18 protein-coding genes are annotated in these 20,631 nt (G+C 66.5%); 14 read left to right on the top strand and 4 right to left on the bottom strand.

Annotated elements, in window-relative coordinates; translation table 11 throughout:
* Positions 1 to 64: 64 nt before the first annotated feature.
* Positions 65 to 1,462, bottom strand: a complete 1,398-nt coding sequence (locus ACODS5_RS09280) for a purine-cytosine permease family protein (RefSeq protein WP_134694104.1) — start codon at positions 1,460 to 1,462, stop codon at positions 65 to 67.
* Positions 1,463 to 1,711: 249 nt separating this feature from the next.
* On the opposite strand from ACODS5_RS09280, the gene ACODS5_RS09275 reads away from it, so the two are divergent.
* The 5 genes from ACODS5_RS09275 (at position 1,712) to ACODS5_RS09255 (ending at position 8,969) form a co-directional block, all read left to right on the top strand.
* Complete coding sequence (locus tag ACODS5_RS09275; protein ID WP_134694105.1) at positions 1,712 to 2,599, top strand: EamA family transporter; 888 nt, start codon at positions 1,712 to 1,714, stop codon at positions 2,597 to 2,599.
* Positions 2,600 to 2,886: 287 nt separating this feature from the next.
* On the top strand, positions 2,887 to 3,372 hold the full coding sequence (locus ACODS5_RS09270; protein ID WP_134694106.1) for a DUF2165 family protein: 486 nt from the start codon (positions 2,887 to 2,889) through the stop codon (positions 3,370 to 3,372).
* Between the two features lie 14 nt (positions 3,373 to 3,386).
* Entirely contained in the window at positions 3,387 to 4,481 is a 1,095-nt protein-coding gene (locus tag ACODS5_RS09265; RefSeq protein ID WP_489108468.1) for an efflux RND transporter periplasmic adaptor subunit, read from the top strand.
* A 19-nt stretch (positions 4,482 to 4,500) separates the two neighbouring features.
* On the top strand, positions 4,501 to 7,584 hold the full coding sequence (locus ACODS5_RS09260) for a MexW/MexI family multidrug efflux RND transporter permease subunit (protein WP_134694108.1): 3,084 nt from the start codon (positions 4,501 to 4,503) through the stop codon (positions 7,582 to 7,584).
* Complete coding sequence (locus ACODS5_RS09255; protein ID WP_489108467.1) at positions 7,581 to 8,969, top strand: efflux transporter outer membrane subunit; 1,389 nt, start codon at positions 7,581 to 7,583, stop codon at positions 8,967 to 8,969. Before ACODS5_RS09260 ends, ACODS5_RS09255 begins: the two co-directional genes overlap by 4 nt.
* A 145-nt stretch (positions 8,970 to 9,114) precedes the next feature.
* On the opposite strand, the gene ACODS5_RS09250 is transcribed toward ACODS5_RS09255, so the two are convergent.
* Positions 9,115 to 9,759 carry a helix-turn-helix transcriptional regulator gene (locus tag ACODS5_RS09250; protein ID WP_134693994.1) on the bottom strand — a complete coding sequence of 215 codons (645 nt, stop codon included), beginning with the start codon at positions 9,757 to 9,759 and terminating at the stop codon, positions 9,115 to 9,117.
* A 312-nt stretch (positions 9,760 to 10,071) separates the two neighbouring features.
* On the opposite strand from ACODS5_RS09250, the gene ACODS5_RS09245 reads away from it, so the two are divergent.
* The 9 genes from ACODS5_RS09245 (at position 10,072) to ACODS5_RS09205 (ending at position 18,323) form a co-directional block, all read left to right on the top strand.
* On the top strand, positions 10,072 to 11,115 hold the full coding sequence (locus ACODS5_RS09245) for a methyltransferase (RefSeq protein WP_489108466.1): 1,044 nt from the start codon (positions 10,072 to 10,074) through the stop codon (positions 11,113 to 11,115).
* The gene (locus ACODS5_RS09240; RefSeq protein ID WP_134693992.1) at positions 11,115 to 12,008 is read left to right on the top strand and encodes a VOC family protein; all 894 of its coding nucleotides are present in this window, start codon (positions 11,115 to 11,117) and stop codon (positions 12,006 to 12,008) included. Before ACODS5_RS09245 ends, ACODS5_RS09240 begins: the two co-directional genes overlap by 1 nt.
* A gap of 60 nt (positions 12,009 to 12,068) precedes the next feature.
* A complete protein-coding gene (locus ACODS5_RS09235) occupies positions 12,069 to 13,079 on the top strand; it encodes a formylglycine-generating enzyme family protein (protein WP_489108465.1) in 1,011 nt (336 codons plus the stop codon).
* A 34-nt stretch (positions 13,080 to 13,113) separates the two neighbouring features.
* Positions 13,114 to 13,710 carry a GTP cyclohydrolase II gene (locus tag ACODS5_RS09230; protein ID WP_489108464.1) on the top strand — a complete coding sequence of 199 codons (597 nt, stop codon included), beginning with the start codon at positions 13,114 to 13,116 and terminating at the stop codon, positions 13,708 to 13,710.
* 24 nt (positions 13,711 to 13,734) lie between these two features.
* Entirely contained in the window at positions 13,735 to 15,426 is a 1,692-nt protein-coding gene (locus tag ACODS5_RS09225) for a WD40 repeat domain-containing protein (RefSeq protein ID WP_134693989.1), read from the top strand.
* A 12-nt stretch (positions 15,427 to 15,438) separates the two neighbouring features.
* Entirely contained in the window at positions 15,439 to 16,098 is a 660-nt protein-coding gene (locus ACODS5_RS09220) for an SAM-dependent methyltransferase (RefSeq protein WP_134693988.1), read from the top strand.
* Entirely contained in the window at positions 16,095 to 17,009 is a 915-nt protein-coding gene (ribD, locus tag ACODS5_RS09215) for a bifunctional diaminohydroxyphosphoribosylaminopyrimidine deaminase/5-amino-6-(5-phosphoribosylamino)uracil reductase RibD (RefSeq protein ID WP_134693987.1), read from the top strand. Before ACODS5_RS09220 ends, ribD begins: the two co-directional genes overlap by 4 nt.
* Positions 17,010 to 17,115: 106 nt before the next feature.
* Complete coding sequence (locus tag ACODS5_RS09210; protein WP_489108463.1) at positions 17,116 to 17,796, top strand: pyridoxine/pyridoxamine 5'-phosphate oxidase; 681 nt, start codon at positions 17,116 to 17,118, stop codon at positions 17,794 to 17,796.
* Complete coding sequence (locus tag ACODS5_RS09205; RefSeq protein ID WP_489108462.1) at positions 17,793 to 18,323, top strand: GNAT family N-acetyltransferase; 531 nt, start codon at positions 17,793 to 17,795, stop codon at positions 18,321 to 18,323. The genes ACODS5_RS09210 and ACODS5_RS09205 overlap by 4 nt, the downstream gene beginning before the upstream one ends.
* A gap of 27 nt (positions 18,324 to 18,350) precedes the next feature.
* On the opposite strand, the gene ACODS5_RS09200 is transcribed toward ACODS5_RS09205, so the two are convergent.
* Both ACODS5_RS09200 and ACODS5_RS09195 read right to left on the bottom strand, forming a co-directional pair.
* On the bottom strand, positions 18,351 to 19,091 hold the full coding sequence (locus ACODS5_RS09200; RefSeq protein WP_489108461.1) for a class I SAM-dependent DNA methyltransferase: 741 nt from the start codon (positions 19,089 to 19,091) through the stop codon (positions 18,351 to 18,353).
* Positions 19,088 to 20,521: an MFS transporter gene (locus ACODS5_RS09195; protein ID WP_489108460.1), complete on the bottom strand. Its 1,434-nt coding sequence runs from the start codon at positions 20,519 to 20,521 to the stop codon at positions 19,088 to 19,090. Before ACODS5_RS09195 ends, ACODS5_RS09200 begins: the two co-directional genes overlap by 4 nt.
* Between the last annotated feature and the right edge of the window lie 110 nt (positions 20,522 to 20,631).

Raw genomic sequence — 20,631 nt, 5'->3', positions numbered from 1 at the left:
AGGTGGGCGCCCGATGCCTGGCAGGCAGGGCGCCACAACGCTTGATGGCGAATGCCTAGGGTGTTCAGTTCCCCTCAGGCACCACGATCCGCGCCGGCGCCTGCGCCGCCCGTCCGCGCGCCACGCAGTAGTACAGCACGCTTGGCACCACCAGCCCGATCAACCATGACACATCCACCCCACCCAGGTGCGCGACCATGGGGCCGGTGTACAGCTTGGTGTCGATGAACGGCATTTGCACCAGCACGCCAAAGGTGTACACGCCGATCCCTGGCCAGTTCCAACGCCCATAGCGCCCGTCCGGGTCGGCCAGCGCCGGGATGTCATAGCGTTCTTTGGTGATGAAGTAGTAATCCACCAGGTTCACTGCGCTCCATGGCACGAAGAACGTCAGCAGGAACAGGATGAACGACTTGAACGCGCTGAGGAACGAATGCTGGCCGAGCAATGCCACCAGGGTGGCCGCGCCGACGATGCCGAGCACGAACACCAGGCGCTGCACCCGGCTGATCTGCAGATGGCCCTTGAAGCCACTGATGATCGTGGCAATGCACATGAAGCTGCCGTAGCTGTTGAGGGTGGAGATGGTCACCTTGCCGAAGGCGATGCTGAAGTACAGCAGCGCCGCGGTGCTGCCGGCGCCACCAAGGCCGACGATGTAGGCCACTTCGCGTCCGGAGAACTGGCCGCCGGCAATCGCCGCGGCGAACACGCCTAGGATCATCGAGGCCTGGGCGCCGAGCACCGAACCCAGGCCTGCGGCGAGGAAGGTCTTCAGCGGCGAAGTGGCGCTCGGCAGGTAGCGCGAGTAGTCGGCCACGTAGGGGCCGAAGGCGATCTGCCAGGAGGCGGCCAGCGACACCGCCAGCAGGAAGCTGGCCCAGCTGAAATGGCGGTTGTCGAGCAACTGGCCGATATCGGCCAGCAGCAGGATGCGGCTGAACAGGTAGACGAAGGCGATGATGCCCAGCACGCTGGCCACGCGGCCGATCCAGTGGATCACCCGGTAGCCGGCCAGGGTCGCCAGCACGATCACCCCGGCGAAGATCAGGATGCCGGCGCTGTCGCTGATGCTCAGCAACTGGCCGATGGCCTGGCCGGAAAGCACCGTGCCGGTGGCGGTGAAGCCCAGGTACATCAGGCATACCAGGGCCATGGGAATGGCGGCGCCATACACGCCGAACTGCACGCGGCTGGAGATCATCTGCGGCAGCCCCAGGCGTGGCCCCTGGGCGGCGTGCAGGGCCATCACCGCGCCGCCGACCAGTTGTCCGATGAACAGGCCGATCAGCGACCAGAACACATCGCCGCCGAGCACTACGGCCAGGGCGCCGGTGACGATCGCGGTGATCTGCAGGTTGGCACCCAGCCACAGGGTGAACTGGCTGTAGACGCGTCCATGGCGTTCGGATTCCGGGATGTAGTCGATCGAGCGGCGCTCGATCACAGGTTTGCTGGACATCGGGGAGGGCTCCGCTTCGTTGTTTTTGTGAGGGCGGCGGCGGTCGGCGGGACGCAGGGCGGACGGCCATGGCTTGATATGAGCATGTATATACAAGTCTGGTCAAGTGAAGCCTGAGACTGATCGCAGCCTCATCACAGCCCACTGTTGCGCAAGCCTGGCGTCCAACTGTGCTGGTTCGGGGTGGCGGAATCACCTTATGCTGTAACTAAATATGACTAAAACAAGCCGGTAAAAGGAATGCGTGCCATGCCACTGAAAGACCTGCTGATCGCCCTGGTGGTGATCATCGCCTGGGGCGTCAATTTCGTGGTGATCAAGGTCGGCCTCGATGGCCTGCCGCCGATGCTGCTGGGGGCCCTGCGCTTCTTGTTGGTGGCCTTTCCGGCGGTGTTCCTGGTGCGCCGCCCGAACCTGCCGTGGCGCTGGCTGATCGCCTACGGCGCGAGCATCTCGCTGGGGCAGTTCGCCTTCCTGTTCCAGGCCATGTACAGCGGCATGCCGCCGGGGCTGGCATCGTTGGTGCTGCAGTCCCAGGCGTTCTTCACCCTCGGTTTCGCCGCGTTGTTCCTCGGCGAGCGGCTGCGCCTGGCCAGTGTCCTGGGGCTGCTGGTGGCGGCCGGTGGGCTTGCGGTGATCGGCAGCGAGGACAGCGGGCATGTGCCGTTGATCGCGCTGCTGTTGACGCTGTGCGCGGGCGCCATGTGGGGCATGGGCAACATCATCACTCGACGCTTTGGCCAGGTCGATCTGGTGGCCTTGGTGATCTGGGGCGGGTTGATTCCGCCGTTGCCGTTTCTCGCCTTGTCCTGGTGGCTGGAGGGGCCCGAGCGGATTGGCCATGCGCTGGCCAATATTGGCTGGAGTTCGGTGCTGGCCCTGGCCTACCTGGCGTTCGTCGCCACCATGGTCGGCTATAGCCTGTGGAGCACGCTGCTATCGCGCCATCCGGCGGGCAAGGTGGCGCCGTTTTCGTTGCTGGTGCCGGTGATCGGCTTGAGTTCGTCGGCGTTGTTGCTGGGCGAGCGGTTGACCGAGGTGCAGGGCTGGGGAGCGCTGCTGGTGATGCTCGGCTTGCTGATCAATGTATTCGGGCCGCGGCTGGGGCAGCGGCTGCGAGCGGTCGTCAGCACCTGACTTGTAGGAGCCAGCTTGCTGGCGAACCAGGCGACGCGATGGATGGCACCGGCTGCGCCGGTGTTCGCGGGTGAACCCGCTGCCACAGACCTCAAGCCATGCGGGCTACCTGTAGGCGCCAGCCTTGCCTGGCGATGCACAAGCCCTGACCCATGTCAACGCCCATCCCACCCCACGCGCCCGTAATAGCAACGCTTGTGTATCGGCAAGGCTGCCACTAATATCCAAGCGTTTTCTTGTGTAATTGCCTGGGCACCCCAAACCAGGCCATCGATACGGAAGTTGATATGGATTTGCACACCTCCCTGTGGCTGTTCCAGGCCATCCAGGCCGTGGGCCTGGCGCTGTGGCTGAGCATCGCGGTACTGAACAACCTGCAGGCGTTTTCCAGCTCCGTCGGCGCCATCGGCGCCACCCTGGCCATGGCGCCGTTGCGCCAACCACCGGCCATCGAATTCCCCCTGTTGCGCCGCGCCTGCCAATCGCCGACCCTGGCCCGGTTGGCGCTGCTGGTGATCTTGCTGTTGCAGATTGTCGCCAGCCTTTCGGCCTGGGCCGGCAGTTATGGCCTGGTCATCGCCCAGGACCCGCTCATGGCCCGGGCCTGGCTAAACCTGGCGCTGTGCGCCATGCTCGCCTTCACCTTCGCGATGTTGCTCGGCGGCCTGTGGTTCGGTTACTGGATCCGCCAGGAAGGCCTGCAATTGACCCACCTGGTGCTGGTGCTCTGGTCGATCCTGGCGTTCTTCCTGTTCAACCTGAACTGGGCATGAAGGGAGGACGCGCAATGAATGGCAAAGCGATACTCGCCAGCGCCTTGGTGCTGGCGCTGGTCAGCGCCGCTGGCCTGGCCTGGCACCATGCCGGTCAAGCCCAGGCCACGGCCACGGCGCCGCGGCAGTTGGTCAAGGTGGCCTTGGCCAGCGTGCAGAAGGGCCCGGAGAACCGCTCCTTCGCCGGGGTCGGCGAGCTGGAGGCGGTACACCAGGTGCTGGTCTCCGCCGAAATCGGCGGGCGGGTCACGGCGATCAACTTCACCTCCGGCCAGCGGGTGCGCAAGGGCGATGTGCTGATCACCCTCAACGATGCCCCGGAGCAGGCCGAGCGCCTGCGCCTGAAGGCCCAGCTGGACAATGCGCGCACCAACCACCGCCGGGTCAAGGACCTGTTGCGCGAGAACGCCGCCACCCAGGAGCAGTTGGACAACGCCCTGGCCGCCCGCGACATGGCCCAGGGCGAGCTGGCCCGCACCGAGGCGGTGATCGCCCAGAAGACCGTGCGCGCGCCCTTCGACGGGCGCCTGGGCATCCGCCGGGTGAATCAGGGCCAGTACCTGAACGTCGGCGATCCGGTGGTCAGCCTGATCGATACCCGTAGCCTGTACGTCAACTTCTCCCTCGAGGAGCAGCTCAGCGCCCAACTGCGCCCCGGCCAGCCAGTGCAGGTGCGTCTCGACGCCTTCCCCGACACCGAGTTCACCGCGCGCATCAGCGCCATCGACCCGCTGATCGGCCGTTCGCGCACGGTGCAGGTCCAGGCGACCCTGGCCAACCCCGATGCGCGTTTGGCGGCCGGTATGTATGCCAGTGTACGGGTGGCCAGCGCCGAGGTCGGCCAGGTGCTGAGCGTGCCGGAAACCGCGGTGGCCTATACCGCCTATGGCGACACGGTGTTCGTCGCCCGCCACGATGCCGCCGCCGGTGCCCTGGTGGTGCAACGTGTCTCGGTGCGTACCGGCGAGCGCCAGGCCGGCCGGGTGGTGATCGAACAGGGCCTGGGCGAGAACGACCAAGTGGTGGTCTCCGGGCAGTTGCGCCTGACCGACGGCACCGCCGTGCAAGCCACCGAAGACACCCTGCAGACCCCGCCCAGCGGCGCCTGACCCCCCGCGAGAACCCGCCATGACATTTACCGACCTGTTCGTGCGCCGGCCAGTGCTGGCGCTGGTGGTCAGCACCCTGATCCTGCTGCTGGGGTTGCTGTCGTTGCTGCAATTGCCGATCCGCCAGTACCCGTTGCTGGAAAGCTCGACCATCACCGTCACCACCGAATACCCCGGCGCCCCCGCCGAGCTGATGCAGGGCTTCGTCACCCAGCCGATCGCGCAGGCGGTGTCCTCGGTGGAAGGGATCGACTACCTGTCGTCGTCCTCGGTGCAAGGCCGTAGCCTGGTGACCGTGCGCATGGAGCTCAACCGTGACTCCACCCAGGCGCTGACCGAGGTGATGGCCAAGGTCAACCAGGTGCGCTACCGCCTGCCGGAACGGGCCTACGACCCGGTGATCGAACGCTCCGCTGGCGAGTCGACGGCGGTGGCCTATATCGGCTTCGCCAGCCCGAGCCTGCCGATTCCGGCGATGACCGACTACCTCACCCGGGTGGTCGAACCCTTGCTCAGCACCATCGAGGGGGTGGCCAAGGTCCAGGTATTCGGTGGCCAGACCCTGTCCATGCGCCTGTGGATCGACCCAGCGCGCCTGGCCGCTCGCGGCCTGACCGCGGCTGACGTGGCCGAGGCGGTGCGGCGCAACAACTACCAGGCCGCCCCCGGCAAGGTGAAGGGCCAGTACGTGATCGCCAACATTCGCGTCGACACCGACCTGACCTCGGTCGGTGATTTCCGCGAGCTGGTGATCCGCAACGACGGCAACGGCCTGGTGCGCATCCGCGACATTGGCACCGTCGAACTGGGCGCCGCCTCGGCCGAGACCAGCGCCAGCATGGACGGCGTCTCGGCGGTGCACCTGGGGCTGTTCGCCACCCCCGGCGGCAACCCGCTGGTGATCGTCGACGGCATCCGCCAACTGCTGCCGCAGATTCGCCAGACCCTGCCGCCGGACACCAAGGCCGAGCTGGCCTTCGAGACCGCGCGCTTTATCCAGGCGTCGATCGACGAAGTGAGCAAGACCTTGCTCGAGGCGCTGCTGATCGTGGTGGTGGTGATCTACCTGTGCCTGGGCTCGCTGCGCACGGTGCTGATCCCGGTGGTGACCATCCCGCTGTCGATGCTCGGCGCCGCGGCGCTGATGCTGGCGTTCGGCTTCAGCATCAACCTGCTGACGCTGCTGGCCATGGTGCTGGCGGTAGGGCTGGTGGTGGACGATGCCATCGTCGTGGTGGAGAACGTGCACCGCCATATCGAGGAGGGGCGCACGCCAGTGGCCGCGGCGCTGATCGGCGCCCGCGAGGTGGCCGGGCCGGTGATCGCCATGACCATCACCCTGGCGGCGGTGTACGCGCCAATCGGCATGATGGGCGGGCTGACCGGCGCGCTGTTTCGTGAATTCGCCCTGACCCTGGCTGGGGCGGTAGTGGTGTCCGGGGTGGTGGCGCTGACCCTGTCGCCGGTGATGAGCTCGTTCCTGCTCGACGCCCGTCAGTCCGAGGGGCGCATGGCCCATGCCGCCAACCGCTTCTTCGAATGGCTGGCCGGGCGCTACGTCCATGTGCTGGGTTTTTCGCTGAAGCATCGCTGGATCAGCGTCGGCTTCGCCCTGCTGGTGCTGGTCAGCCTGCCACTGTTGTACAGCCTGGCGCAGCGCGAGCTGGCGCCGACCGAGGACCAGGCCGGCCTGCTGACCGCGATCAAGGCTCCGCAGCACGCCAACCTGGCCTATGTCGAACGCTTCGCCGACAAGCTCGACGCGGTCTATCGCACCCTGCCGGAGACTGTCAGCACCTGGATCATCAACGGCAGCGACGGCATCGCCTCGGGCATCGGCGGCATCAACCTGCAGCCTTGGAACGAGCGCGAACGCAATGCTTCGCAGATTCAGCTCGAGTTGCAGGCGGCGGTGAACGATGTCGAGGGCACCAGCATCTTCGCCTTCCAGCTGCCGGCGTTGCCGGGCTCCACTGGTGGGCTGCCGGTGCAGATGGTGCTGCGCAGCTCCCAGGACTACCGCGTGCTGTTCGACACCATGGAGCAAGTCAAGGCCAAGGCGCGCCAGAGCGGCCTGTTCGCCGTGGTCGACAGCGACCTGGACTACAACAACCCGGTGGTGCAGGTGCGCGTCGACCGGGCCAAGGCCAACAGCATGGGCATCCGCATGCAGGACATCGGCGAGTCGCTGGCGGTGCTGGTGGGCGAGAACTACCTCAACCGCTTCGGCCTCGATGGCCGCTCCTACGACGTGATCGCCCAGAGTCCGCGTGACCAGCGCCTGACCCCGCAAGCGCTGACCCGCCAGTACGTGCGTAGCGAGGAGGGCCGGCTGGTGCCGCTGTCCACCGTGGTGCAGGTCAGCGAGCAGGTCGAGCCCAACCGGCTGACCCAGTTCAACCAGCAGAACGCCGCGACCTTCCAGGCCATCCCCGCCGCTGGCGTGACCCTGGGCGACACCGTGGCTTTCCTCGAGCAGGTGGCCGCGCAACTGCCGGCGGGCTTCAGCATCGACTGGCAGTCCGACGCGCGTCAGTACCAGCAGGAGGGCAACGCGCTGATGCTGGCATTCCTTGCCGCGGTGGTGGTGATCTACCTGGTGCTGGCGGCGCAGTACGAGAGCCTGGTCGACCCGCTGATCATCCTGATCACCGTGCCGCTGTCGATCAGCGGCGCCTTGCTGCCCCTGGCCCTGGGGGTGGCCACGGTGAACATCTACACCCAGATCGGCCTGGTCACCCTGATCGGCTTGATCAGCAAGCACGGCATCCTCATGGTCGAGTTCGCCAATACCTTGCAGGCCGAGCAGCACCTCGACCGCCGGGCGGCCATCGGCCAGGCGGCGCAGATCCGCTTGCGGCCGATCCTGATGACCACGGCGGCCATGGTGGTGGGGCTGATCCCGCTGCTGTTCGCCTCAGGCGCCGGGGCCGCCAGCCGTTTCGGGCTGGGCGTGGTGATCGTCACCGGGATGCTGGTGGGCACCTTGTTCACCCTGTTCGTGCTGCCGACCATCTACAGCCTGCTTGCCCGCGATCATGCCAGCACGGTGCGCTCGCCGCGTGCCCGGTCGCTGGCCGAAACCTTGGAGCGCCAGCCATGAAGCGCCTGTTGCCTATCGCATTGCTGACGCTGGGCGCCTGTAGCGTCGGCCCGGATTATCGCAAGCCGGAGCTTGCCGCCAGCGGCGTGCACAGCCCGCAAAGGGCCGCGTTCGCCGCGCGTGGCGAGCTGCCGGCGCAGTGGTGGCGCTTCTTCGACGACCCGCAGCTGGTGCGCCTGGTGGACCAGGCCCTGGCCCACAACCACGATATTCGCCAGGCCCACGCCAACCTGCTGGCGGCGCGCGCGCTGTTCGACGACCGCAGCCTCGACCGCTATCCCTGGGTCACTGCCCGGGCCGGCTACAACCAGAGCCTGCAACAGCAGCAACCGGCCGATGGCAGCGACCCACGGCGCATGCGCAGCGAGCAGTACCGCGCCGGCTTCGACGTGCAGTGGGAGGTCGACCTGTTTGGCCGCCTGCAACGCCTGACGGACGCCGCCGAGGCCCGCGCCGACGCGGCGGTGGCCGACCTGCGGCAGGCCCGCTTGAGCATTGCCGCAGAGGTGGCGCGCAATTACTACCTCAGGCTTGGGCTCAAGCGCAGCCTTACCGTGGCCGAGGACCAGGTCGAGGCCTGGCGCGAAACCTTGCAACTGACCACGGCCCAGGTGCGTGCTGGCAGCGGCCAGTACGAAGACCAGCAAAACGCCCACGCCAACCTGTTGCTCAGCGAGGCAGCGGTGCCGCCGTTGCAGGCGGCGATCCAGCAGGCCAGCTACCGCCTCGATGTGCTCACTGGCGAAGTCCCGGGTAGCCAGGCCCAGGCCGATGCGGCGTTTCTGCCACCGCTGGCGCGACAATTGCCGCTGGGCGATGTCGACGCCTTGATCGGCCAGCGCCCGGACGTGGTCAGCGCCGAGCGTGAGCTGGCCGCCAGCACCGAGGAGGTGGGCGCGGCCACAGCCGAGCTGTACCCGCGCCTGGATCTGGGCGGCTTCATCGGCTTCTTCGCCCTGCGCAGCGGCGACCTGGGCAGTGCCGCCCGGGCCTACGAACTGGCGCCGGTGGTCACCTGGCCGGCCCTGCGCCTGGGCAATGCCCGGGCCCGCTTGCGCGCGCGCGAGGCATTGGCCGATGGCACGCGGGCACGCTATGAGCAGACCGTGCTGCTGGCCCGTGAAGAGGTGGAGAACGCGGTGACCCAGCTGGTGCGCAACCAGGCGCGGCTGCAAAGCCTGGTGGCGTCCGCCGGGCATGGCAGCGAAGCCATCGACATTGCCAACAAGCGTTATCGGCGGGGGGCGGGGACTTACCTGGCGGTGCTGGAGAACCAGCGCGCGTTGTTCGCCATCAAGCGCGAGGTGGCGGACGCGGAGACCGCTTCGTACCTGGATGCGATTACGTTGTACAAGGCATTGGGGTGGGGGAGCGAGGGAGGGTAGCCTGGCCTGATGGTGTCGCAGATTGTGGGAGCAACAGTCTTGCCCGCGAATGCCGGTAGCCGGTGCCAGGCGGCGCCTCGCCTGGTTCGCCAGCAAGGCTGGCTGCTACAGGGGGCGCGCATTCCATCTTTGCAAATCCTGCCGTCTATTTCGGCGAAATCCTATAGACACAGCGGCGATCACCAGAGATCAGGTGCTCGCAGCGCTCCACCGTGGCCTGCTCGCCAATCGCCGCCTGGAATACCTGTAGCTCGCTGCGGCAAAACCCCTGGCAGCGGGTCGCGGCGATGCAGATCGGGCAGTGGTTCTCGACGATCAGCCAGGCCTGGCCATCGGCCTGCATCTCGGCCATGTAGCCGGCGCGTTCTCGTAGTTGCACCAGGATGCGCACCTTGTCTTCCAGGGTTTGCGCACTGGCACAGGCCTGCTGGTACTCGCGGCTGTTGCTGTCTTCCATGCGGCTGATCAGGCGGTCGACGCCGTCGCTACCGAACACCTGCTCGACGCTTTCGATCAACTGCAGGGTCAGCACGCTGTGAGAATCGGGAAAACGCCGCTGGGCCGTGGCGGTCAGCGTCCATTTCTGCGAGGGGCGGCCAGCACCCTTGGCCGGCACGCTGATGCCGCTGATCAGCTCCGTGGCCTGCAGCTTCTGCACCTGTTGGCGCGTGGCTTCGAAGGTAATGCCGAGCAGTTGGGCAAGATCGGCGGTTTTGAGCGGCCCGCGGGTCTTGAGCAGGAACAGGATGCGGTCGGTGGTGCAGTTCGGGTCAACGGAGGTCGAGGTCATGGAGCGTTGCAAACCGGGGTGAATGAGCGGGTCGGGCACTCTCCTGGGCCGTCCTTTGCGCAGGCAAGTGGGCGAAGGATAGCCTGTATTCATGCGGATAGGTGCAAGGTGAACGAGTATCGATAGGAAAATTTATATTCGATAAAAATATAAAAGTTTGTGGTTGTATTTCTTTGCCTCAGGTCTAGGCTCTTTTGCGGAGCCTGTGCTTGCCGGTCCCAGGGAGGGTTGCGTGCAAGTTCGTGGAATTCCTTGGCTGGCCCATGGCCGGGCGCAGGTCCTACTCCAATAACTCGACAGGGACGTGAGTGCATGAATGCCCAGAAACCCGTGACCATCTACGAGCATGCCGACGAGGTGAACAGCCTGCAGGGCGTGGTCGACCTGGTGAAACTGTCCGATCAGTACCGTCAATCCGCCATTCTGCATTCGGCGTTGGCCCAGCGCGTGTTCGACCACGCCCGCCAGCCAATCGCGGCCCAGGCGTTGAGCGATGCGCTGGGCTGGGTGCCGAACAAGGGCCGGATCTTCCTCAACGCGCTGGTCGCCATGGGCCTGCTCAAGCGCAGCGCGCAAGGCTACGAGAACCTGCCGTTGAGCCAGCGCTTCCTGGTCAGCGACAGCGCCGAGTTCATTGGCCCGATCATCGATCACCAGCGCCTGCAATGGCACAACTGGCCACGCCTGGGCGAGGTGCTGCGCAGCCGCGACTCGCTGGATTTCCAGCAGGAAAACCGCTTCAAGCACGATATCGCCGCCCGCGATGCGTTCAACGACGCCATGGTCCGTTTCAGCCAGCCGATGGTCGACGTGCTGCGCGACCTGCCACTGTTCGACAAGGCGCGGCGGGTGATCGACCTGGCCGGCGGCCACGGCACCTACCTGGCGGAGATCGCCAGCCGTCATCCGCAGGTCAAGGGTGAAGTCTGGGACCTGGAGCCGACCCGTGACGCCGCCGCAACCACCTTCGGCAAATACAAGCTGGAAGAGCGTCTGGGCTTCCACGCGCGCAACCTGCTGGACCTGGCCCAGTACCAGGGCGAGCGCGCCGACGTGGTGATGCTCAACGACTGCCTGCACTACTTTACCCGTGAGCAGGTGCGCACCTTGATCGCCGGTGCCGCCGGCATGGTCGAGGACGGCGGCGCGCTGCTGGTGCTGAGCATGGCGCTGGAGGACGACGAGATACATCCGGCGTTGTCGGCCGACTTCTCCTTGCACATGATGCTCAACACGGTCAACGGCGAGCTGCACTCGACCCGCTACCTGATCGACAGCATGGCTTCGGCGGGGCTTGCAGTGGAGCAGGAGCCGATCGGCCGCTACACCCTGCTGGTTGGACGGAGGGCTGCCTGATGCTGCGTCTATTGGCATTGCATGCCGCGCCGCTGGGCGACGCGGCGGCCCAGGCCCTCGACAGCCTCGGCAGCGCGGCGGCGAAGGCGGGCTTCAGCCTGCAGGTTAGCCAGCAGGCGGCCGGGCAGGGGCCGGTGGATGCGGTCTGCCTGCTGCTCGACAGCGCGACGCCGCCAGCGGCGCTGGGCAACTTGCTCAATGAGGCCCGCGGGCTGTGCCACAACACCGCCCTGGTGCTGATTCGCGTGCAAGGCACGTTGGCGCAACTACCATCGGCCAGCGGTGTGCTCGCGCAATGGCAGCAGGCAAGCCAAGGGTTCCTGTACCCTTATGCGCTGGATATCGCCAGCGGCCAGGTGGCAGAGCAGGTGATCAAGGCCTGGTTGCCGGGCTTCGCCAAGTTCGCCGCCGCCAGCAAGCTGTGGCGCTCCCTCGACGGCCTGGGGCTGGACGAGGCGGCCCGGGCCAAGCAGCGCCCGGAGATGAACCACGTCAATATCCTCACCCGCGACCTGGAAGCCTCCAAGGCGTTCTACGCCGACATCCTCGGCGCCAACTACTGCTACAACCTCGGCCCACGCAAGGCGGTGATGGAACTCAACGGCTTCGACTTCTTCATCGAGCAGAGCGAGGCCTTCAGCTATCCGGCCGGCTACCACATCGGCATCCGCGCGCTGCCCGAGGATGTGCGGCGCATCGCCGAGCAGGTCACGGCCGCCGGCAGCATCAAGCTGGTCAAGGGCAACGGCCCGGCTCCTGGCTACCACCATGGCCCGGACCAGGTCCGCAGCGCAGTGTATTTCGAAGACCCGGACGGCCTGGTCATCGAGGTCTACAGCGCCGAAGTGGAAATGATCGAAAGCAACCCGCGATTGCTCACCGATCGCCTCTGACCCCAGCTCGCCACACCCTGCCGCGGCGCGCGGCAGGCGTGGGCCCAGGCAGGTATTTGCATGAACAGCTACAAACAGTGGCATTGGCCGCGGCTGCCCAGCCCCTTGCCCAAGGATGTCAGTGACCGGGCCCTGATGGGCTACCCGGAGCACTACCTGGAGCAACCGCTGCAAACCAAGGTCGGCGAAGCCTTCGACGCCTTGCTCGACGACCCGCTGGAAACCTTGCTGAGGATTGTCCAGCAACCCAGCGAGCCCCTGGCCCGGCGTATCGCCGCCGGCGAGGTGCTGGGCTTGCGCGGCGATCCGCGCATCGACACCTTCGCCCCACAGATGATCGACATCCCGGCGGCGCGGGTACATATCGGCCTCGACCCGCGCGCGGTAGAGCAGGTGATGGACCAGTTCGACGGCTTGGGCCTGGACCGCAGCTGGATCGCCAAGGAAACCCCGCGCCACGCGGTGGAACTGGCGGCATTTCGCATCGCCCGGTTTCCGGTGACGCACCAGGAGTACCGCCAATTCCTGCTCGACAGCAGCCACCCTGGCATCCCCGAGGGCTGGGCCTTTGGCCGTTACCCGCGGCACCACGCCAACCACCCGGTGTACAGCGTCGCCGCCAGTGATGCCGACGCCTATGCGCGCTGGTTGAGCAAGCGCACCGGACGGCGTTTCGCCCTGCCCAGCGAGGCGCAGTGGGAATACGCCGCAGCGGGCACCGAGGGGCGGCAGTTCCCATGGGGCGACAGTTACCAGGTCGAGCATGCCAACACCGCCGAGCTGGGCTACCTGGACAGCACCCCGGTCGGCGTCTTCGTCGACGCCGCCTCACCCTTCGGCGTGCTGGACATGGCCGGCAATGTCGAGGAGTACGTGGCCGAGGACTACCAGGCGTACCCCGGTGGCCCACGCATCGAGGACGACCTGGTGCTCGATGTCGGCACCCACCGCGTGGCCCGCGGTGGCAGCTTCACCCGCTTTCGCGACCTGGCGCGTACCGCGCGCCGCCACGGGCGTTACCCACGGCCGATCTACGTCATGGGCTTTCGCCTGGTGGAACACCACAACTAAGCAACCGCGTCTTCCGTGCAAGAGGTCTGATCCCATGAACAAGGATGTTTCGCTGCATACCATCGTGCCGATCTCTATTCTCGGCGGCGATGTCGACGCCCATTTCTATGGTTTCCATGGTTTCGAGCGCCACCAGGAGCACTTCGCCGTGGGCATCGGCCCAGGTCGGGACGAGGTGCCCCTGGTACGGGTGCACTCCGAGTGCATCACTGGCGATGTGTTCGGCTCGCAGCGCTGCGATTGCGGCCCCCAGTTGCAGGAGGCCCTGCGCACGCTGCACGAGGTTGGCGGCTACCTGATCTACCTGCGCCAGGAAGGGCGGGGTATCGGCCTGTACTCCAAGTTCGAGGCCTACCTGCTGCAGGACAAGGGTTTTGACACCTACGAGGCCAACCTGCGCCTGAACCACCTGGCCGACTCGCGCAGCTTCGACCCGGCGGTGCAGATGTTGCGCGCCCTGGGCGTGGACAAGTGCCGGCTGCTGACCAACAACCCGGAGAAAGTCGCGCAGTTGCGCGCCGGCGGCATCGATGTGGTCGAGCAAGTGCCCACCGGGGTGTTCCTGACCCAGCACAACCGTAACTACCTGCAGGCGAAAGCCGACAAGTCCAGCCATTCGATCAAGCTCTGATCGCTCGCGAAAAAGGATCTTTCGATGAAACACATTGGCCCTATCAGCGGCATCGCCGCCCATGCCGCGCACTTCGTCGCCACTGCCGGCTACGACAATCAGGTGATTTTGTGGAACGCCAGCACCGGCGAGCCGATTCACCGCGTGCACCACGATCACCTGGCCAACCAGTGCGCCTTCAGCGCCGACGGCAAGTACCTGGTCAGCGCCAGCAGCGACTACACCGCGCGCATCTGGGAAGTGCCGAGCATGCGCCTGAAGGCCGTGTTGCAGGGGCACAACGACGACGTCGAGATGGCGGTGTTCTCACCAGACAGCCAGCGCGTGGCGACCTGCTCGCGTGACCACGTGCTGCGTATCTTCGACCTCGATGGCGTGCAACTGCAGGCATTCCATGGCCACCAGGCCGACGTGATCTCGGTGGTCTGGTCGCCGGATGGCCAGCGCCTGATTTCCAGCAGCGATGACGGCACCGTGCGCCAGTGGGACACCCGCAGCGGCCAGCAATGCGACGAGGTGGACATCGGCGGCGTGGAAACCGACACCATTGCCATCACCCGTGAAGGCGTGGTGTTCGCCGGCGATGATGAGGGGCGCATCTCGATCATCGCCGACGGCCAGGTGCAGACCGTGCCGGCCCATGCCGCCGGGATCAAGCGCATTGTCTGGAACGACGACAAGCGCCTGCTGGTTAGCCTGAGCTATGACCGCTCGGCGATCCTCTGGACGTTTGATGCCGGGCGCAACCTGGTCAAGCGTCGCAGCACCGCGCTGCCGAGCATCGTCTGGCCACGCAGCTGCGCCTTCGTCGGCGACGAGCAGCTGGTGTTCGCCACCTTCGGCTCGCGCTACGCCACCTGGAACTACGAGCAGGACCAGTGGCAGGTATCGGGCATCGAGCCGGCGGTGAGCATCAATGCCGTGGTGCGCAGCGAAGAGCGCCAGTACAGCATCGGCGACGCTGGCATCCTGCACCGTGACGACCAGCCGGTGACCTGTGTCGGCAGCCTGTGCAACTTCCTCCTGCCGTTCGGCCCGCTGCTGCTGACCGGTGGCCAGATGGGCCAGGTGTTCGATGGCCTGTCCGGGCGCATGCTCTACCAGCACCGTTCTCCGCTCAACTGTGGCGCAACCTTCGTCAAGCAGGGCGAGGACCTGGCGCTGATCGGCACCTACACCGGCGAAGGCCTGGTGTTCGGCCATGACGGCAAGGGCGGCCTGCGCCTGGTGGCGTCGATCCCCATGCACGACAACGCGATCAAGGGCGTGGCCGCCGACGAGCGTCACCTGTTCAGCGTCTGCGCTTCGGCCGACGCCGCGTTGCACAGCATCGCCGACTTCAGCTGCGTGCGACACATCGAGGCGGCGCATACGCGCATTTCCAACGGCTGCTGCCCGATCACCGGCGGTTTCGCCAGTATCGGCCGCGACCTCAAGTTGCGCCTGTGGCTGGAAACCGGCGACGAAGTGTTCGATTCGCCGCACCAGCACTCGATCAAGTGCATCGCCGCCTCCAGCGATGGCCGGGTGATCGCCACCGCCGCCTACAACGGCACCGTGGCGCTGTTCGACCTGGCCTCGCGGCGCTGGCTGCCGGTTCAAAGGCCCACGGCCAGCGGCATTTCCTGCCTGACCCATGACGCGGCCAGCGATGCGTTCCTGGCCAGTTCCTATGATGGGCGCATCTACGGCATCGACGCGCGCCTGGCATCCTGACGGAGGATTGCGATGAGCAAGCAAGCACAGGGCTTCATGGCCCAGGACGCCTACCGCAAGGCTCTCGATACCTCGTTCGTGCACCGCTATAGCCATGGCGAGGACGAATGGTCGTGGGATGTCGGCATGATCCAGGCGGCCCAGGTGTTCCTCGAGCGGCTCGACCCGCAGGGCGACCAGCATGTGCTGGATATCGGCGTGGGTCGTGGCCGCGATGCCTCCACCTTTATCCTCGCCGGGCACCGCGTCACCGGGCTGGATATCGTCGAGAACTCCAGCTGGCCGTTGCTGCGCAAGCGCTGGGGTGATCGCCTCGACCTGGTGAACAAGGCCATGCAGGACTGGCAGCCGGCACCGGGGACGGTGTTCGACGCGGCCCTGGACAACGGCTGCTTCCACCACCAGCACCCGGACGAATGGGGCCCTTACCTGGCCCATGTGCGTCGCCTGCTGCGCCCCGGCGCGCTGGTCGGGCTGAACGTGTTCGGGGTCGATGATGCCCACCCCGAGGCGGGGTGGCGGGAAATGGATAACCAGCGCCAGGGCTATTTCTTCACTGACGCTGGCATCCGCCAGACACTGGAGGCCCACGGCTTCACCTGGCAGGGCCTGGAGGTGATCGAGCGTCAGCATGGCGAGGCCCGCTATCTGCTGGCGCTGGTCCGCACGTGAGTGCGCTCGACCGCCACTACCTGGATATGGCCCTGGCGCTCGCCAGCCAGGGCCTGTACAGCACCATGCCCAACCCGCGGGTCGGCTGCGTGATCGTCAACGATGGCCAGGTGGTGGGGCGCGGATGGCACCAGCGCGCCGGCGAAGCCCATGCCGAGGTACATGCGTTGCGCGAGGCCGGAGAAGCGGCGCGTGGCGCCACCGCCTATGTCACCCTCGAGCCGTGCGGCCGGCATGGGCGCACGCCGCCCTGCGCCGATGCGTTGGTGGCCGCGGGGGTGAGCCGGGTGGTCAGCGCCAGCGCCGATGCCTCTCAGTGTGGTGGTGGCGAACGCCTGCGCCAGGCCAGCATCGTCGTCGAAGTATTGCCGTGCCCGGAAGCGCGGGCGCTCAATCGTGGGTTCTTCTCGCGCATCGAGCGCCAGCGCCCCTGGGTACGAGTATTGCGGCCCGACGCGTTGGCGATCGGCACGCTGGGCGACGGCGCGATGCTCAGTCATTGCGATGAGCAAGCACCACTGGCCCACTGGCGGGGGCGGGCATCGGCCTTGCTGACCACCTGCGAATGGGTCAAGGCGTGCGACACGTCACTGCTGGCGCCGGTGTCGGCGCAACGTGCCACGCCAGTAGCACCATTGCGCGTGGTGGTAGACCAGGGGCTCGAGTGTCCAGCGTCGGCCGAGGTGCTCGACGGTCGTGCGCCGACCCTGGTGTTGCATGACAGGCGGGTGATGGCTGGTGGGCGCTTTGCCCAGGTTCGTTGCCGCATGCTCGATGAGTTCGGTGCGTCGCGGGTGTTGCAGGTGCTGCACGAATTGGACTGCAACGAGGTGCAGGTCGAGGCCGAGCCAGCGTGGTGCGAGGCCTTGGCGCGCCAGGGACTGGTGGATGAGTGGCTGGTGAGGGTCTGAACGTTGGGCAGCCTTGCCGCGTCGGCTTCTGCGCAGGCGTGGGAAGGCGGGCCGGTTCGATGGTAGGGTGGTGGTTTACGCCCTGGCTGCAGGAGGTTGACGCATCATGCTCCACACCACCCTGGACGCATTGCCGATCAAGGAAATGCTGAGGCAGATTCCATCGCTCAAGGCACCGCTACCCGACCTTGATCTGTCGGCTATGCCGGCCACGCCCCAGGAGGCCTTCGCGCTGTGGTTGGACGCGGCGTTGGCCGCGGGTGTGCGCGAGCCCCATGCAATGACGCTATCGACCGTCGATGAACAGGGCTGGCCCGATGCGCGGGTGTTGATCCTGAAAAATGTCGATGCGCGTGGGTGGCACTTCGCGGTCAAGCGTGAAAGCCCGAAGGTCAGGCAAATCGAACATCAGCCCAAGGTGGCGCTTACCTTCTACTGGCCTGCGCTGGGGCGGCAGATCCGCCTGCGCGGTGAAGCCGTGGCATTGTCAGCGCAGGAGTGCGCCGAGGATTTTCTGGGGCGCCCTGTCAGTTCGCGCGCCAGTGCCATGGCCTCCCGGCAAAGCGAGATCATGGAGGATCCCCAGTCGCTGGCGAGGCGTCTTGCCCAAGCTCAGGCTTTTCTTGAGGGCCACCCCGGTCATGTCGAAGCCGGTTGGCAAGTTTATGCCGTTGCGCCGACGGTCGTGGAATTCTGGCAGGGCGCCACTGACCGCAATCACAAGCGTTGGCGCTATACGGCCACCCAGGGGGACCTCGCGTGGAGCGCGGTCCGGCTGTGGCCATGAGCGGGCCGATCGCGCCAGGCAATGGCTGGGTCTTGCGCCGTGCCAGTGCAGAGGATGCCCCCGCGGTACTGGGCCTGTTCGATGAAGCCATCGCCTGGTTTCGCGAAATAGGCAACCCGGGGCAGTGGGGCACGGAGCCTTGGTCGGCCCAGCCGCAGCGGGTCGAACGCGTGACACAGGCGTGTGCGTTGCCGGGCGCCTGGGTGGCGCACACACAATCTGGCACCCTTGGCGCGGCCTTGGTGCTGGGAGAGGCGATGCCCTACGTACCCGCTGCGACGGAGCCGGAAGTCTATGTGCGGCTGCTGGTTGCCTCGCGCCGTCTTAGTGCGCGGGGCGTTGGTCGGCACTTGATGGCGTTCGCCGATGAGCAGGCGAGGGCGGCAGGCGTTGGGCACCTGCGCGTCGATTGCTACGGTGGCGGGTCGGGAGCGCTGGTGCGTTTCTACGAGTCCTGCGGTTATCAGCGTGTCTGCACCTTCGAGGTCGATGGCTGGCCGGGCCAGTTGTTGGCGCGAAGCCTGTGAACAGGCTCGCAGGCGGCATTGCTCGACTCAGCGGCTGCAGATCAGGCCAACCTGCAGGCTGTTGCCTTCGAACAGGTCCCAATACCCCGCTGGGTGTGCCTTCTTGCGAATGCCGCTGATCAGCGGGGCGATCCAGCGCACGTTGCGCAGGCCCACGTCGTGGGCAGCCTGTTCATACACCGACTTGTGCCAGCGGTAGTAGGTGAAATCAGCGGGCGGCGTGCTCATGAACTGGCCCTGGCAGCGAAAACCGCCTTCCACCGGCTGCTCGTCCAGGACACGGATGCCGTAATCGGTGAAATTGCCTCGGGCCAGGTCGAACGTGGGGTTGGCGGTGTAGGCGATCAGGTGCCCATCGGGCTTGAGGTTGAGCGCGACGGCCTGGAACATGCGCCGCAGTTCCTCGACGCTACCGGCATAGTTGAACAGCCAGGCGGCGGTGACCTTGTCGAACTGGCCGATCTCGCCCATTTGCGCCACATCGCGCACTTCGTAGGCGATGCCGTCATTGGCCTGGCGGGCTTGGTGGATCATGCTCGGCGAGATATCCACGCCATGCACCCGTGCCGCGCCCCAGTCCTTGAACCGACGGCTGAAGAACCCGTGGCCGCAGGCCAGGTCGAGGATTGCGTTGCCGGCCACCCCACCGAGCAAGTCGTGAACCATGTAGCGGACGGTATCGACCTCGACGCCACGCTGGCTGGCATGGCTGGTGAAGTCTTCGAATTGATCGCTGATACGCTCGTAGACTTCCTGTGATTCTTTCATGGTTGTTCCTTGCGAGCAGAGGGGCCGGTGATGCGCAGCGCCAGCGGGATGGCCAGCAGCGGCGCGCAGGCGAACAGGGCGAACAGCCAGGTCGCGGCCTGGCGCGCGCCGTCGAGGCCGCCGGGTTCGACCAGGCCCGCGCTGTTGCTGACCAAGCCGGCGAGGGCGGCGGCCAGGGCGGTGGCGTAGAGCTGCACGGTGGTGATCGACGCCGAGGCGAGGTTCTCCTCGCCGGGGCGCGCGGCCTGCAGCACGCGGGTGAGCAGATGCGGCCAGCCCAGGCCGATGCCCAGGCCGACACCGGCCAGGGCCACGGCATACAGTGCCAGGCCGGGGGCTTGGGCCAGCCAGGCCGGGTGCGGTGTGAGCAGGGCCAGGGCCAGCAAGGCAAGCGCCACCAGCAATGGGCCGAGGCGGATCTGTCGGGCGCCGCCGTTGCGGTCGCGCCCGGCGCTGGCCAGGGCGCCGATGGTCCAGCCTGCGGCCATTACCGCTGTCAGGTAGCCGGCCGCCAGCGGCCCGAAGCCGTGGATCTGCTGGAGGAAGTAGGGCACGTAGATTTCAGTGGTGATGGCCGCCACCAGCAGGCACATGATGGCGAACAGCGCGCCCATCGGTTGGCGTAGGCTGTAGGCGCCGCTGGGCAACAGGTGATGGCGCGCGCGCGGATCGAGACGGGCGATCAGCGCGGCAATCGCCAAGCCCACGGCGATGCCCACCAGGTTGATCCACAGCACCTCGGACAGGCTGGCCGCGCAGATCGCCAGCACCGAGGCGACCAGGCAGGCGATGAGCCCATAGGCCGGGCGGGCGTCGTTGTCGTCCAGCGCCTGGCGCCCCGGCAGACGCAGGCAGACGATCAGCGCCAGCAGCGCGGCCACCGGCAGCAATGCCCAAAAAGCCCAGCGCCAATGGCCGCCCTCGGCGAACACACCGCCCACCGCCGGGCCACACAAGGTGGCCACGCCCCACATCGCCGACACCAGGGCCATGGCCCGCGGCCACAAGCGGCGCTCGAACACCAGGTGGATCAGCGCATAGCTGAGGGCGAACAGGATACCGCCGCCCAGGCCTTGCACGCTGCGCCCCAGCAGCAGCATCGGCATGCTGGCGGCCTGGGCGCAGAGCACGGAGCCGGCAGCGAACACCAGCAGTGCCAGCAGGTAGGTAAGCCGTGGCCCGCTGCGGGCCAGCAGGCGAGTGGAGAGGGTGGAACCGATGATCGAGGCCACCACGAATAGCGTGGTGCTCCAGGCATAGAAGGACAGCCCGCCGATTTCGCCGATCACCGTCGGCAACAGCGTGGTGACGATGTACACATTGATGGCATGCAGGGCGACACCCCCGGCCAAGGCGATCGAGCGCAAGGCGTTGCCGCCGCTGAGCAGCTCGTTCCAGCGCGCCGGAGGGTGTTCGGGAAGGGCGGTCATGAAGGCTCCTTGGGTGATCCTGCGCAGGGAGTCTAGGAGCCGTATGTCAAATATTCAAGAAGGCACTTGTGTAATTGGTGGGCCATGAATTTGCTAGGATCGCCTTCTTT

The sequence above is a fragment of the Pseudomonas sp. FG47 genome (assembly GCF_057809115.1).
This window is presented reverse-complemented; position numbering and strand designations above follow the sequence as displayed.